Genomic DNA, 14,011 nt, shown 5'->3' on the forward strand with positions numbered 1-14,011 from the left:
CTTTGAAAAATGGTAAAATGTTTTAATAGTTTATATATCTGAGCTCTAAGGCACAGAGAGAAAGGATCTGTTGTGAAATCAATAGGTATCATTGAAAAATTGAAAGGCTTCTCTAAGCAAGAACTTATCTTGCTAGCTGTTATTCTAAGTATTTTCTTGCCTTTTTATATTTTCGTCATTATTTTTATCGCTTATTTAATAGGTCTGATATTTACAGGAGAAATGAAGGGGATTCTAAAACGACTCTCTAACCATGCTATTCTTCTTTTATTTATTGGCTATAGTGGTGTCATCTCTCTTCTGGCTCAAAATGTCATGGGGATGGTTGCTACTCTGGGAATGTTCCTCTTTGCGATTTTCTTTTACTATTACCAGGCTCATCTAACTCCTAAATTTTTTAGACTAGTATTACAAGGGATTTTATCGCTTAGTGTGCTAGCCTCGGTTTTCGCAGCTTTGGAGCATTTTCAAATCGTAAAGAAATTTGATTATACCTTCTTATCACCAAAGATGCAGGTTTGGCATCAGAATCGGGCTGAAGTAGCCTTCTTTAATCCTAACTATTATGGGATTATCTGTTGTTTCTGTATCATGATTGGATTTTACTTAATTAGTACAACTAAATTGAGATGGTTGAGAATCTTCTCAGTGATTGCAATCTTTGCGAATTTATTCGGGCTCAACTTTACTCAAAATAGAACGGCATTTCCAGCTATCATATTTGGTGCGATTATTTATCTTTTCACTACCATTAAAAACTGGCGTGCTTTCTGGTTAAGTATTGGAGTCTTTGGTATCGGCTTGGCCTTTCTCTTCTCTAGTGATTTAGGAGTTCGAATGGGAACACTTGATTCATCTATGGAAGAACGTGTGTCTATCTGGAATGCAGGTATGACCTTATTCAAACAAAACCCCTTCTGGGGAGAAGGCCCGCTAACATACATGCATGCTTATCCTCGTATTTTTGCACCTTATCATGAACATGCGCATAGTATCTATATCGATACAATATTGAGTTACGGTGTAGTAGGGACTGTCTTGTTAGGGATTGCTTCTTCAGATCCAATCCGAAAATTAATTGATATGAGTCAAGTACCAAGTAAACGACCGATTCTTGGACTCTATCTTTCATTTTTAACAGTGGTTGCTGTGCATGGAATTTTTGACTTGGCCCTCTTCTGGGTTCAGTCTTCATTTATCTTCCTTCTAGTGATGTGTAGTCTACCACTCAAACATAGTATGATTGCAGAACTTGTTGATTAACAAAAAAAAGATAGTAGAAATAACATTTGTCTACTATCTTTTTCCTTTTGTTGCAATTATTGAATAGCTTGAAGCAAGTCTTCTGATTGTTGTTTCAAAGAAGCAGCAACGCTGTCTTCGAGAACTAATTTACCATCTTCCCAAGCAGAATCGTTGACACGAGCTGCAGTGAAACCACCAACAACTTGTGTACGGATGAATGGCAAGAGGTCTTTGTAAATCGCAAAGAGCTGATCATGACCTGCATTCGCAACTGAAGATACTGTAACAATCTTATCTTGAAGTGCAGATGCTCCACGGGTATCAGACAAGTCGATGGCACGTGAAAGCCAGTCAAGCAAGTTTTTCACTGTTCCAGGAATTGAGAAGTTGTAGACTGGAGAGAAAATCCAGATGGCATCAGCAGCTAAAACAGCTTCACGAGCAGCCGCAACAGATGGAAGAGTTGGAACTTCAAGTTCTTGGTTGAAGAGAGGAATGGCTGAGTAGTCAAGGTAGCTTACCTCAGCTTTTCCAGCAAGAGCTTTTTCAGCTTCTAGGGCCATTTGGTGGTTAAAAGAACCTTCACGAAGTGAACCAACGATAAATAATACTTTTTTAGACATAGGGTGTCTCCTTTAAATTTTAATCAGAGTTTTATCTGTTGTTACAATATATGTTACAACAAATGATAATCATTTACAAATCATTTGCTCACAAATTAAAAATCAATGAATTGTAAGATTAAATTTCTAAATGACGCATGCAGAAAAGCCTGTGGAATCAAAGGTTGGCGCTTTAGTTTGAAAGTCTAAAAACATCTAGGATATCAAAAAGCCCTCCCTTTATTCACTTGTAATTCACTTGAATAGATGGTAAAATAGACGAGTGAAAAAGAGACAAAAAAAAGAAAAAAATTCCCTATTATTTCAGTATACTATTGGGCTAACCTTGCTGGCTCTAGTTGTGACTTCTTCCTTTCTCTATTTGGTATGGCTTAGTATGAAACCTTATCAAACTGCAAAAGTCGAAGGGAAAAAACTTGCCAAGCAGTATGCAAACCTAGAAACGGTTAACCAGGTTGATATTTTTAATGGTTTAGAAAGCTATTACAGTGTTCTTGGTCAAGATAAGAATCAGAAACCCATTGCTGTTTTAATAGAAAAAAGCAACAACAATATTTATGTTTACCAACTAGAAAATGGAACTTCTCAAGAAAAAGCAGAAGCAGTTGTCAAAGAAAAAGGAGCAACTGAGATCGACAAGATTACTTTCGGACGGTACGCTAATAAACCTGTCTGGGAAATCAAGTCTGGAGGAGACTATTATCTAGTAGATTTTGAATCTGGTGCCTTAGTCGAAAAGGAGAAACAATGAAATTATCCAAACGTGTCTTAGAAATGGAAGAAAGTGTCACTCTGGCTAGTGATGCAAAGGCTAAGAAATTAAAGGCTGAAGGAAAAGACGTTCTTTTCTTAACTTTAGGTCAGCCCGATTTTCATACTCCTGAAAATATTCAAGACGCTGCTGTTGCAGCCATTCGAGATGGGCGTGCTTCTTTCTATACGGTAGCGTCGGGTTTGCCTGAGTTAAAAGCAGCAGTCAATACCTATTTTGAACGTTATTATGGCTATTCTGTGGCAGCAAATGAAGTCACTTTTGCTACAGGTGCCAAGTTCTCCCTTTATACTTTCTTTATGGCTGTGGTCAATCCAGGCGATGAGGTCATTATTCCAACACCATACTGGGTCAGCTATGGTGACCAGGTGAAAATGGCTGGTGGTGTTCCAGTCTTTGTTCAAGCCAAGGAAGACAATCACTTTAAAGTAACTGTAGAGCAATTAGAAGCAGCTCGAACAGATAAGACCAAAGTCTTGGTACTAAACTCACCCTCTAATCCGACTGGGATGATTTATTCTCGTGAGGAACTCTTAGCCATCGGAAACTGGGCAGTTGAACACGATGTTCTCATTCTTGCAGACGATATTTATGGTCGTTTGGTCTATAACGGGAATGAGTTCGTCCCAATCTCAAGTCTGTCAGAAGCTATTCGTAAGCAAACCATTGTCATCAATGGAGTGTCTAAGGCCTATGCTATGACAGGATGGCGTGTTGGTTATGCAGTGGGTGATCCAGAAATTATTGCTGCCATGAGTAAATTGACTGGTCAAACAACTTCTAACCTAACTGCTGTATCTCAATACGCAACAATCGAGGCCTTAACTGGACCGCAAGACTCTGTAGAAACCATGCGCCAAGCTTTTGAAGAACGTTTGAATACCATCTATCCTCTCTTGTGCCAAGTCCCTGGATTTGAGGTTGTCAAACCGCAAGGAGCTTTCTACCTCTTCCCAAATGTTAAAAAAGCTATGGAGATGAAAGGATATACAGACGTAACAGCATTTACAACGGCTATTCTTGAGGAAGTTGGTCTGGCCTTGATTACAGGAGCTGGATTTGGAGCACCAGAAAATGTCCGTCTCAGCTATGCGACAGACTTGGAAACTCTAAAAGAAGCCATTCGTCGTTTGCACCAATTTATGGAAAAATAAGAAGCTTAACCTCCGTCTTAATAACGGAGGTTTTTATTTTTAAAAACTTATGAATTTCTGTCAAACTAGCTAGCTATCAGGCATTATTTGTGGTACAATAGTGAGTAATAATGTCTTCGGACAAGTACAATGAGAAAAGGAAGATGAATTATGACAAAACGGATTACCATCATCGAAGTAAAAGACTACGTCGGTCAAGAAGTGACCATCGGTGCTTGGGTGGCGAATAAATCAGGAAAAGGGAAGATCGCATTCTTGCAATTGCGTGACGGAACGGCCTTCTTCCAAGGTGTGGCTTTCAAACCAAACTTTATCGAAAAATTCGGCGAAGAAGTGGGGCTTGAAAAATTTGACACCATCAAACGCCTAAGCCAAGAAACTTCTGTTTTCGTGACAGGGATTGTCAAAGAAGACGAGCGTTCTAAATTTGGTTACGAATTAGATATTACAGACATCGAAGTTATTGGTGAATCTCAAGATTACCCAATCACTCCAAAAGAACACGGAACAGACTTCTTGATGGACAACCGCCACTTGTGGCTTCGTTCACGCAAACAAGTAGCTGTCATGCAAATCCGTAATGCTATCATCTATGCAACTTATGAATTCTTTGATAAGAATGGCTTCATGAAGTTTGATAGCCCAATTCTTTCAGGAAATGCTGCAGAAGATTCAACTGAACTTTTTGAAACAGACTACTTCGGTACTCCAGCTTACTTGAGCCAATCAGGTCAGCTTTATCTGGAAGCAGGTGCTATGGCGCTTGGTCGTGTCTTTGACTTTGGTCCAGTATTCCGTGCTGAAAAATCTAAGACTCGTCGTCACTTGACTGAGTTCTGGATGATGGATGCTGAGTACTCATACTTGACACACGATGAGTCACTTGATTTGCAAGAAGCTTATGTTAAAGCTTTGCTTCAAGGTGTTTTGGACCGTGCCCCTCAAGCCTTGGAAACATTGGAACGTGATACAGAGCTCTTGAAACGCTATATTGCAGAACCATTCAAACGCATCACTTATGATGAAGCCATTGATCTCTTACAAGAGCATGAAAATGATGAAGATGCAGACTATGAGCATTTGGAACACGGTGATGACTTCGGTTCACCACATGAAACATGGATTTCAAACCACTTTGGTCTACCAACCTTTGTCATGAACTACCCAGCAGACATCAAGGCCTTCTACATGAAGCCAGTTCCTGGAAATCCAGATCGCGTACTTTGTGCAGACTTGCTCGCACCAGAAGGCTACGGAGAAATCATTGGTGGTTCAATGCGTGAGGAAGACTACGATGCGCTTGTAGCGAAGATGGAATCTCTCGGTATGGATCGTACAGAGTATGAATTCTACCTTGACCTTCGTAAATACGGTACAGTCCCACACGGTGGATTTGGTATCGGTATCGAGCGGATGGTCACCTTCGCAGCTGGTACTAAACACATCCGTGAAGCTATTCCATTCCCACGTATGTTGCACCGTATCAAACCTTAATAGCCATAAAAACGCCGTCTGGCGTTTTTATACTCTTCGAAAATCTCTTCAAACTACGTCAGCTTCACCTTGCCGTATATATGTTACTGACTTCGTCAGTTCTATCCACAACCTCAAAACAGTGTTTTGAGCAGCCTGCGGCTAGCTTCCTAGTTTGCTCTTTGATTTTCATTGAGTATTACTTTAAATGAAAGAGGTAGAGAAAATGTAGGCAAATCTACGTAAGTCTTTTAGAAACAATCATATTATATATTGAAAGAGAGAAAACAATGTTTAAAAGAACTTACAAACGCAATATTCCACTCCTAGCAGGTCTGGAATTTACATCTTATTTTGGAATCACCAGTTTTTGGATTTTATTTTTCATTCAGAATGGCCTTTCCTTACTTCAAATCGGTCTATTAGAAAGTATCTTTCATGGGACAAGTCTCTTATGTGAAATCCCATCTGGTATGTTGGCCGATCGATTTAGCTACAAGACCAATCTCTATTTGGCTCGCTTGGCCAGTATTGTGTCCTCTGTCTTGATTTTGTTTGGTCAGGGGAATTTTTGGATGTATGCGATGGCCATGATGGTCAGTGCTTGGTCTTACAATTTTGACTCGGGAACTAGCACCGCCTTCTTATATGATTCAGCGGTTGAAGCAGGTCAAAAGGACCGGTATCTTCAGATTTCGAGCTTTTTATCTGGTGTGGCAGAAGTCACACGAACCCTAGGTACAGTTGTGGCAGGATTCTTTATCCACGGAGCATTGGCTTGGACCTATCTAATTGCTATTGGATTATCATTTCTTTCTATCATTTTGATTTATTTTATGAAAGAACCAATGGCTAAGAGAGAAAAAAATGAAGTCTTAACCTTTAAAACGATTGTCCTGCAAGTTCGAAAAGAATGGCATGAAAAACCAGTACTCTTTTATTGGATGATGACTTATCAGCTAGTCGGAACACTCATGTGCATGTTTTACTTTTACTATCAGCAGAAAATAAGTGACTTAGCAGGATGGCAGGTTTCACTGGTCATGCTGATTGGTAGTGGCTTAAATCTTATAGCAGTTTATGTAGCTAGTCAAATTGGTAAAAAATGGAATAGCAATCGAGTTTTTCCGACTCTTGTTGCACTAACGGGTTTAGCCTTGCTATTGGTGTTTTTTGGAACTCCCTTTGCTTTTCTTCTCGTATATCTTTTGACCGATACACTCTATGCAGTTTATCAACCGATCTATTTCAATGACTTACAAGGTTATTTACCGTCCAGTGTTAGAGCAACAATGCTTAGTATCAATTCTATGCTCTTTAGTCTTTCCATGATTGTCATTTTCCCACTGACAGGTTGGTTGATTGATCGTTGGGGTCTTGTAGCTGTCTTTTTAGTTCTAGGCCTTATCTTACTATTAACCTATCCTATCTTAAGAATTTGTCTAAAAAGGATGGGCAAGCTATTAAATCAGGACTTAAAAACTGAATAAAGCACGAAACCTTATTTGCCCAAAGAAAGATCCTGTGGTACAATAGCAAGAAGAAAAGGAGAAGAGCATGATTGATGTAGAAGAAATTCTAAGCAAGATGAATCCCAATCAAAAGATCAACTATGACCGTGTTATGCAAAAAATGGTTCAAGTTTGGGAAAAAAATGAAGAAAGACCAACTATTCTCATGCACGTCTGTTGTGCTCCCTGTAGCACTTACACTCTAGAGTATTTGACCAAATATGCAGATGTGACTATCTATTTTGCAAATTCAAATATTCATCCAAAAGCTGAGTATCATAAGCGTGCCTATGTGACCAAGAAGTTTGTCAGTGATTTCAATGAACGAACTGGCAACAATGTTCAATACCTAGAAGCTCCTTATGAACCAAATGAATACCGTAAACTGGTTCGAGGTTTGGAAGAAGAACCTGAAGGTGGCGATCGTTGCAAGGTCTGTTTTGATTATCGTCTGGACAAGACAGCGCAAGTGGCTATGGACTTAGGATTTGACTACTTTGGTTCAGCCCTAACCATCAGCCCTCACAAAAATTCACAAACCATCAATAGTATTGGGATTGATGTGCAGAAAATTTACACCACTCACTATCTTCCCAGTGATTTTAAGAAAAATCAAGGTTATAAACGCTCTGTAGAAATGTGTGAAGAGTACGACATTTATCGCCAATGTTACTGTGGCTGTGTCTATGCAGCTCAAGCTCAAAATATTGACTTGGTGCAGGTCAAGAAGGATGCGACAGCCTTTATGGTAGATAAGGATATCGAGAAAGATTATTCCCACATCAAATTTACTGTTACGAAGTTAGATATTTAAAGGAAAACCTGCCTCAAGGCAGGTTTTTGCTTATAAAAAAAACGAGGTCAGGATTTTGTTCCTGACCTCTGACAACTTTACCGATTCTTTAGTTCTACGTAGCGTTTGTACCAAATGTTGACATAGGCTTCTGAGAAGGGGCCTCGTTCATTGTTGATCCAGTCAACAAGAATCTTAACATGCTCTTTCAAAATATAGTCTAAATCATCAGGATAATTCATCTTACGCTTATGACGCTCATACTCTTCGACGTCCAAGAGGCGTTTCTCACCATCTGTAAAAACTTTAACATCTAAATCATAATCGATGTATTTTAAAGCTTCTTCGTCTAGATAATAAGGGCTTGCCATGTTGCAATAGTAGGAAATCCCATTATCACGAATCATGGCGATGATATTAAACCAATATTTTTTGTGAAAGTAAACAATAGCCGGTTCTCGAGTCACCCAACGACGACCGTCACTTTCGGTAACAAGTGTGTGGTCGTTGACGCCGATAATAGCGTTCTCTGTTGTTTTTAGTACCATGGTGTCTCGCCAAGTACGGTGAAGACTCCCATCATGCTTATAACTTTGAATTGTAATAAAGTCGCCTTCTTTTGGAAGTTTCATAACTAACCAACTTTCTACAATTTATAAGTTTATCGTTTACTATTGTATCACATTTTTGTTTAAAGTTCTTAGTTTTTCATGAAAAAATTAAAGATATTCTCTGAGAGCGCTGGCTATATCCGAAAAATCGTAGCCTTTTCGTGCTAAAACTTGGGTCAAACGCTGCTTGAGTTCGTATCCTTCATACTTACGCGAATATTTTCGATATTGCTTATCCAACTCTTTAAAGATTAGTTCCTGAACGGTTTCCTCTTCAGTCTGGCTATCCAGTTGGTCAAAGGCTGTTTTAGCTTCCGAGTAGGAAAAACCTTTGTTGGTAAGATTTTGGATTATCTTATCTTGTAGAGCGCGGGCAGGTAATTTACCCTGATATTTTTTCAGTAGTTTTTCGGCTGTACGCTCTGCGACTTCCGCCATATCAAATTCTTGTAAGACTTCTTGGATGATGGATTTGGCAACTCCCTTTTGAGAAATCTTCTGTATCAGCATATAGCTTCCTTTATCTCCTGAAAGCTGATTGGAGTTGATGATAGCATAGGCATACTGACGGTCGTTAATCCAATTATCTTCTTTTAGAGATTGGATGACTTTGGGTATGATGTTCTCATCGATTTCATGTTTACTTAGATAATCTCGGACTTCTTTTTCAGTACGAGCCTTGAAGGATAAGTGGTAGAGAGCTAGATTTTTTCCGTAGGAAAATTGTGCAAAGGTCTGAATTTCTGCAAACTCTTCGGGACTAATGTCCTTATCCTTGGTTAGCATAAAGTGAACAATGGTATCCTCTGTAATGTAGCAGGTTTGGTCGCTATCAAGCTCGAGTAGATAGAGTCGTTTTTTCTTTTCAAGTTTTGTGATTTTCATGGTTTACCTCTTATCCAAATGCTTCGAAGGCAGCAACGAGTCGAAGTTTGTTGCTATCAACCAGCTCTCTCCCGTAATAGTCGAGAAATAGTTCAGCATATTTGGGATCTTTTAAGTTGTAATTGAGGGACCAAACTGCCCAAAAGAGATCGATATGCCGGTCGCTGAAATCAGCCAAACCAAGATCAATAAAACAAGAGAAGTGGTCAGCATCTTTGAGAATAAAGTTTGGTAGACAGGCATCCCCATGAATAAAGGCATCTGTTTTTAAAAGGTGCCCTTGTTCTTGGATGACTTGGAAGGCCTCTTCGCGACTGTTAATCTGGAATTGGGGCAGGAGCGCCTTGGCATAGAACTCCCCTTTTTCATAGTTTTTAAAGGCTCTTTCTTTATAGGCTTTTAAATGATTTTCTGATGGAAAATTTTGTGGGTTTAAGTTGTGAAGCTTTCTAAGAGCCTCTGCCATTGTTCGGCAGATTTTTTCTGGCTGGTCTAAAAAAGCGAGAGCATCATGACCAATAGCCTCTTTAGTCAGGAGGTAGTCTTTATCTGTTGATAGATAGTGGATGACTGGAGTTCCTATTCCCTCTTGTTCAAACCAACTGGCAATGCTAGCTTCTCGCTCTAATCTTCCCTTTTGATCAATTTTTAAATAGTAACCTGAATCAAGATAGAGAACTCTTGCAACTGAATGAGAAGAGCTGTCAGATAGATTTGCCCCCTCTATATAAGTTCGTAATTGCATAGGAAAATCCAATGAGGAAAAAGATATCTTTGTATTCATGGTTTTATTGTAACATATTCTTAACCATTGAGAAACTACGTGGTATAATAGACTTATGAGTCTTAAAGTCAAACAAAAAATTCCATTAAAAATCAAGCGCATGGGGATTAACGGGGAAGGTATCGGATTTTACCAGAAAACACTCGTTTTTGTCCCAGGCGCCCTCAAGGGTGAAGATATCTATTGTCAGGTGACTTCTGTCAAGCGTAACTACGTTGAGGCTAAACTGCTTGAGGTCAATAAAAAATCTAAGTTTCGAGTGGTTCCAGACTGTACTATTTATAATGAGTGTGGTGGTTGTCAGATCATGCATCTACATTATGATAAGCAGCTGGAGTTCAAGACAGATCTTCTCCATCAAGCTCTGAAGAAATTTGCCCCTGCTGGCTACGAAAACTTTGAAATCAGACCAACTATTGGCATGCAGAAACCAAAATATTATCGGGCTAAACTACAATTTCAGACACGAAAGTTTAAAGGTCAAGTCAAGGCAGGTTTGTATGCTCAGAATTCCCATTATTTGGTCGAGTTAAAGGACTGTCTTGTTCAAGACAAGGAGACGCAAGCAATTGCTAATCGCATCGCTGAACTCTTGACTTACCATCAAATTCCGATTACGGATGAACGGAAAATCCTTGGGGTTCGGACCATCATGGTTCGTCGAGCACGGAAAACTGGGCAAGTCCAGATTATCATTGTGACCAATCGTCAATTGAATCTGACTCAATTTGTGAAAGACCTAGTCAAGGATTATCCTGAAGTAGTGACTGTCGCAGTCAATACCAATACTGCTAAAACTAGTGAGGTTTATGGGAATAAGACAGAGATTATTTGGGGGCAGGATAGTATACGCGAGGGTGTATTAGACTATGAGTTTTCTCTTTCACCTCGAGCTTTCTATCAGCTCAATCCTGAACAGACGGAGATTCTCTATAGTGAAGCCGTTAAGGCCTTGGCCGTGACTGAGGACGACCATCTGATCGATGCCTATTGTGGTGTTGGGACCATTGGTTTTGCCTTTGCTAAAAAAGTCAAAAGTTTGAGAGGGATGGATATTATTCCAGAAGCCATTGAGGACGCCAAGGAAAATGCCAAGCGCATGGGTTATACTAATACCCACTATGAAGTTGGAACTGCCGAAGAAATTATCCCTCGTTGGTACAAGGAAGGCTATCGTGCCAATGCTTTGATAGTAGACCCGCCACGTACAGGTTTAGATGATAAGCTCTTGAATACCATTGTAAAGTATGCTCCAGAGAAGATGGTCTACGTTTCCTGCAATGTATCTACCTTGGCGCGCGATTTAGTCCGTTTGATGGAGGTCTATGACCTGCATTATATCCAGTCTGTCGATATGTTTCCCCACACGGCTAGAACAGAAGCAGTGGTCAAATTAACGAGGCGTAAGTCAGCTTCCAAATAGAAAGAATAACTGGAAAGTTTTTGAAAAGAAGACTTTTAGTTACAGAGTAAGATTTGCAAGCTCCCTCTATTTATGATAAAATAAGTAGAAAATAAAATGAAAAAAGAGGTATGTGAAATGTCACGTAAACCATTTATCGCTGGTAACTGGAAAATGAACAAAAACCCAGAAGAAGCAAAAGCATTCGTTGAAGCTGTAGCATCAAAACTTCCTTCATCAGACCTTGTTGAAGCAGGTATCGCAGCTCCTGCAGTTGACTTGACAACTGTTCTTGCTGCTGCTAAAGGTTCAAACCTTAAAGTTGCTGCTCAAAACTGCTACTTTGAAAATGCAGGTGCTTTCACAGGTGAAACTAGCCCACAAGTTTTGAAAGAAATCGGTACTGACTACGTTGTTATCGGTCACTCAGAACGTCGTGACTACTTCCACGAAACAGACGAAGACATCAACAAAAAAGCAAAAGCAATCTTTGCTAATGGTATGCTTCCAATCATCTGTTGTGGTGAGTCACTTGAAACTTACGAAGCTGGTAAAGCAGCAGAATTCGTGGGTGCTCAAGTTTCAGCTGCTCTTGCTGGATTGACTGCAGAACAAGTCGCTTCAACAGTTATCGCATACGAACCAATCTGGGCTATCGGTACTGGTAAATCAGCTTCACAAGACGACGCACAAAAAATGTGTAAAGTTGTTCGTGACGTTGTAGCTGCTGATTTCGGTCAAGAAGTTGCTGACAAAGTACGTGTTCAATACGGTGGTTCAGTAAAACCTGAAAACGTTGCTGAATACATGGCTTGTCCAGACGTTGATGGAGCTCTTGTTGGTGGTGCATCACTTGACCCAGAAAGCTTCTTGGCATTGCTTGACTTTGTAAAATAAGCCTCAAATATCTGAGACAGACAGTTTCCTCTCTTGAGATTATGACTGCCTGTCTTCTTTTTGGTAAAATGGCGTGCGAAAGCACGCTCTTTTCTACGTTTCAGAAGAAAAGAAAGGAGAATTATGCTTTATATTTGGTCTTATCTCAAGCGCTATCCCAAATGGCTAGTTTTAGACTTCCTTGGAGCTATTTTCTTTGTTATTGTCAATCTGGGTCTACCGACTGTTCTGGCCCGCATGATTGACCAGGGAATCAACCAAGGAGACAAGGATAAGCTCTATTTTTGGGCCATCATCATGCTGGTTGTCATTGTCCTGGGAACATGTGGGCGAATTGTTCTAGCCTATGCTGCAAGTAAATTGACCACCAATATGGTTAAGGACATGCGAAATGATGTTTATGCTAAATTACAAGAGTATTCTCATCACGAATATGAACAAATCGGTGTATCTTCACTAGTTACTCGTATTACCAGTGATGCCTTTGTACTCATGCAGTTTGCAGAACAAACGCTTAAGTTGGGTGTTATCACACCCATGATGATGCTGTCGAGTATTCTCATGATTTTCTTGACGAGTCCTTCACTGGCCTGGATTGTAGCTTTTTCCGTACCTTTTCTAGCTGTTGTTGTCATTTATGTGGCGGTCCAAACGCGCCCCTTATCTGAAAAACAACAAAAAACACTGGACAAGATTAATCAGTATGTCCGTGAAAATTTGATGGGTTTGCGAGTGATTCGTGCCTTTGCTCGTGAAGACTTCCAAGAAAAACGTTTTGAAGAGAAAAATGCAATCTATGCGGATAATTCGAATCGCTTGTTTAAATTAACTGGTTTGACGGAACCGCTTTTTGTGCAAATTATTATTGCCATGATTGTGGCTATCGTTTGGTTTGCCCTTGATCCACTGAAGCATGGAAATTTGCAGATTGGGGATTTGGTTGCCTTCATCGAGTATAGTTTCCATGCTCTCTTGTCCTTCCTTTTCTTGTCAAACCTATTTACCATGTATCCACGTACGGCTGTGTCTAGTGAGCGTCTGAAGGAAATCATGGACATGCCTATTTCCATTGATCCAAATGAGGATGGAATTCAAGAAACAGAAACACATGGTTACTTAGAATTTGATAATGTGACCTTTGCCTATCCTGGTGAAACGGAAAGCCCTGTTTTGCATAACATTTCCTTTACTGCTAAACCGGGAGAAACCATTGCATTTATCGGTTCAACTGGGTCAGGTAAGTCTACTCTAGTTCAATTGATTCCTCGATTCTACGATGTTACTCTAGGAAAAATAAAGGTCGATGGTGTTGATGTCCGAGATTACCGTCTCAAATCACTCCGTCAAAAGATTGGATTTATTCCACAAAAAGCCTTGCTCTTTACAGGGACTATCGCAGACAATCTCCGTTACGGGAAAGAGGATGCCAGTCATGAGGACTTGCACCAGGCAGCTGATGTGGCCCAAGCCAAAGACTTTATCGAAAGTCGAGAAGAAGGTTTTGCGACGCATCTAGCTGAAGGGGGAAGCAATCTATCAGGTGGTCAGAAACAACGTTTGTCGATTGCTCGAGCAGTCATCAAGGGGCCAGATATCTATATCTTTGATGATTCTTTCTCAGCCTTGGACTACCGTACAGATGCTATCTTGCGCCGTCGTCTCAAGGAAGTGACTCAAGATGCTACGGTATTGATTGTCGCGCAGCGTGTTGGAACCATCATGGATGCTGACCAGATTATTGTCCTTGATAAGGGTGAAATCGTTGGTCGTGGTCGTCATGAAGAATTGATGGAAACCAATGACATTTATCGAGAAATTGCTGAGTCGCAGTTGAAAAATGCGTCTCTAACAGAAGAATAGG

At 40.1% G+C, this 14,011-nt stretch carries 13 protein-coding genes; 9 read left to right on the top strand and 4 right to left on the bottom strand.

Going from position 1 to position 14,011, the window contains the following annotated elements; genetic code table 11:
- Positions 1-72 precede the first annotated feature (72 nt).
- The gene (locus GOM46_RS02295) at positions 73-1,263 is read left to right on the top strand and encodes an O-antigen ligase family protein (RefSeq protein WP_235083875.1); all 1,191 of its coding nucleotides are present in this window, start codon (positions 73-75) and stop codon (positions 1,261-1,263) included.
- 56 nt (positions 1,264-1,319) lie between these two features.
- On the opposite strand, the gene GOM46_RS02300 is transcribed toward GOM46_RS02295, so the two are convergent.
- Positions 1,320-1,868, bottom strand: coding sequence for an NADPH-dependent FMN reductase (locus tag GOM46_RS02300; protein WP_235083876.1), 549 nt, complete (start codon positions 1,866-1,868; stop codon positions 1,320-1,322).
- A gap of 262 nt (positions 1,869-2,130) precedes the next feature.
- On the opposite strand from GOM46_RS02300, the gene GOM46_RS02305 reads away from it, so the two are divergent.
- The 5 genes from GOM46_RS02305 (at position 2,131) to GOM46_RS02325 (ending at position 7,592) form a co-directional block, all read left to right on the top strand.
- Complete coding sequence (locus tag GOM46_RS02305) at positions 2,131-2,619, top strand: DUF5590 domain-containing protein (protein ID WP_235083877.1); 489 nt, start codon at positions 2,131-2,133, stop codon at positions 2,617-2,619.
- On the top strand, positions 2,616-3,794 hold the full coding sequence (locus tag GOM46_RS02310) for a pyridoxal phosphate-dependent aminotransferase (RefSeq protein WP_235083878.1): 1,179 nt from the start codon (positions 2,616-2,618) through the stop codon (positions 3,792-3,794). Before GOM46_RS02305 ends, GOM46_RS02310 begins: the two co-directional genes overlap by 4 nt.
- A gap of 150 nt (positions 3,795-3,944) precedes the next feature.
- A complete protein-coding gene (gene asnS / locus GOM46_RS02315; RefSeq protein ID WP_414930183.1) occupies positions 3,945-5,288 on the top strand; it encodes an asparagine--tRNA ligase in 1,344 nt (447 codons plus the stop codon).
- Positions 5,289-5,557: 269 nt separating this feature from the next.
- Positions 5,558-6,757, top strand: a complete 1,200-nt coding sequence (locus GOM46_RS02320) for an MFS transporter (protein WP_235083879.1) — start codon at positions 5,558-5,560, stop codon at positions 6,755-6,757.
- Between the two features lie 67 nt (positions 6,758-6,824).
- The gene (locus GOM46_RS02325) at positions 6,825-7,592 is read left to right on the top strand and encodes an epoxyqueuosine reductase QueH (RefSeq protein WP_006150335.1); all 768 of its coding nucleotides are present in this window, start codon (positions 6,825-6,827) and stop codon (positions 7,590-7,592) included.
- Between the two features lie 77 nt (positions 7,593-7,669).
- Here GOM46_RS02325 and GOM46_RS02330 read toward each other — a convergent pair whose 3' ends face one another.
- The 3 genes from GOM46_RS02330 to GOM46_RS02340 form a co-directional block, all read right to left on the bottom strand.
- Positions 7,670-8,203: a DUF402 domain-containing protein gene (locus GOM46_RS02330; RefSeq protein WP_004252157.1), complete on the bottom strand. Its 534-nt coding sequence runs from the start codon at positions 8,201-8,203 to the stop codon at positions 7,670-7,672.
- A gap of 87 nt (positions 8,204-8,290) precedes the next feature.
- Entirely contained in the window at positions 8,291-9,067 is a 777-nt protein-coding gene (gene recX / locus GOM46_RS02335; protein WP_235083880.1) for a recombination regulator RecX, read from the bottom strand.
- A gap of 10 nt (positions 9,068-9,077) precedes the next feature.
- Positions 9,078-9,851, bottom strand: a complete 774-nt coding sequence (locus GOM46_RS02340; RefSeq protein WP_235083881.1) for an aminoglycoside 3'-phosphotransferase — start codon at positions 9,849-9,851, stop codon at positions 9,078-9,080.
- A gap of 55 nt (positions 9,852-9,906) precedes the next feature.
- Here GOM46_RS02340 and rlmD point away from each other — a divergent pair, with 55 nt between their 5' ends.
- The 3 genes from rlmD to GOM46_RS02355 all read left to right on the top strand — a co-directional run bounded on the left by rlmD (position 9,907) and on the right by GOM46_RS02355 (position 14,010).
- On the top strand, positions 9,907-11,274 hold the full coding sequence (rlmD, locus tag GOM46_RS02345) for a 23S rRNA (uracil(1939)-C(5))-methyltransferase RlmD (RefSeq protein ID WP_235083882.1): 1,368 nt from the start codon (positions 9,907-9,909) through the stop codon (positions 11,272-11,274).
- A 117-nt stretch (positions 11,275-11,391) separates the two neighbouring features.
- Positions 11,392-12,150, top strand: coding sequence for a triose-phosphate isomerase (gene tpiA, locus GOM46_RS02350; protein WP_006150433.1), 759 nt, complete (start codon positions 11,392-11,394; stop codon positions 12,148-12,150).
- A 123-nt stretch (positions 12,151-12,273) separates the two neighbouring features.
- The gene (locus GOM46_RS02355; RefSeq protein ID WP_235083883.1) at positions 12,274-14,010 is read left to right on the top strand and encodes an ABC transporter ATP-binding protein; all 1,737 of its coding nucleotides are present in this window, start codon (positions 12,274-12,276) and stop codon (positions 14,008-14,010) included.
- The last annotated feature ends 1 nt before the right edge of the window (position 14,011 follow it).

The sequence above is a fragment of the Streptococcus infantis genome, from assembly GCF_021497965.1.
GTDB classification, from domain to species: Bacteria; Bacillota; Bacilli; order Lactobacillales; family Streptococcaceae; genus Streptococcus; species Streptococcus infantis_B.

Excerpts from the sequence above, each read along its gene's own strand:
- GOM46_RS02300 (WP_235083876.1), bottom strand. The coding sequence starts at position 1,868 with ATGTCTAAAAAAGTATTATTTATCGTTGGTTCACTTCGTGAAGGTTCT.
- GOM46_RS02310 (WP_235083878.1), top strand. The coding sequence starts at position 2,616 with ATGAAATTATCCAAACGTGTCTTAGAAATGGAAGAAAGTGTCACTCTG.
- asnS (WP_414930183.1), top strand. The coding sequence starts at position 3,945 with ATGACAAAACGGATTACCATCATCGAAGTAAAAGACTACGTCGGTCAA.
- GOM46_RS02320 (WP_235083879.1), top strand. The coding sequence starts at position 5,558 with ATGTTTAAAAGAACTTACAAACGCAATATTCCACTCCTAGCAGGTCTG.
- GOM46_RS02325 (WP_006150335.1), top strand. The coding sequence starts at position 6,825 with ATGATTGATGTAGAAGAAATTCTAAGCAAGATGAATCCCAATCAAAAG.
- GOM46_RS02330 (WP_004252157.1), bottom strand. The coding sequence starts at position 8,203 with ATGAAACTTCCAAAAGAAGGCGACTTTATTACAATTCAAAGTTATAAG.
- recX (WP_235083880.1), bottom strand. The coding sequence starts at position 9,067 with ATGAAAATCACAAAACTTGAAAAGAAAAAACGACTCTATCTACTCGAG.
- GOM46_RS02340 (WP_235083881.1), bottom strand. The coding sequence starts at position 9,851 with ATGAATACAAAGATATCTTTTTCCTCATTGGATTTTCCTATGCAATTA.
- rlmD (WP_235083882.1), top strand. The coding sequence starts at position 9,907 with ATGAGTCTTAAAGTCAAACAAAAAATTCCATTAAAAATCAAGCGCATG.
- tpiA (WP_006150433.1), top strand. The coding sequence starts at position 11,392 with ATGTCACGTAAACCATTTATCGCTGGTAACTGGAAAATGAACAAAAAC.
- GOM46_RS02355 (WP_235083883.1), top strand. The coding sequence starts at position 12,274 with ATGCTTTATATTTGGTCTTATCTCAAGCGCTATCCCAAATGGCTAGTT.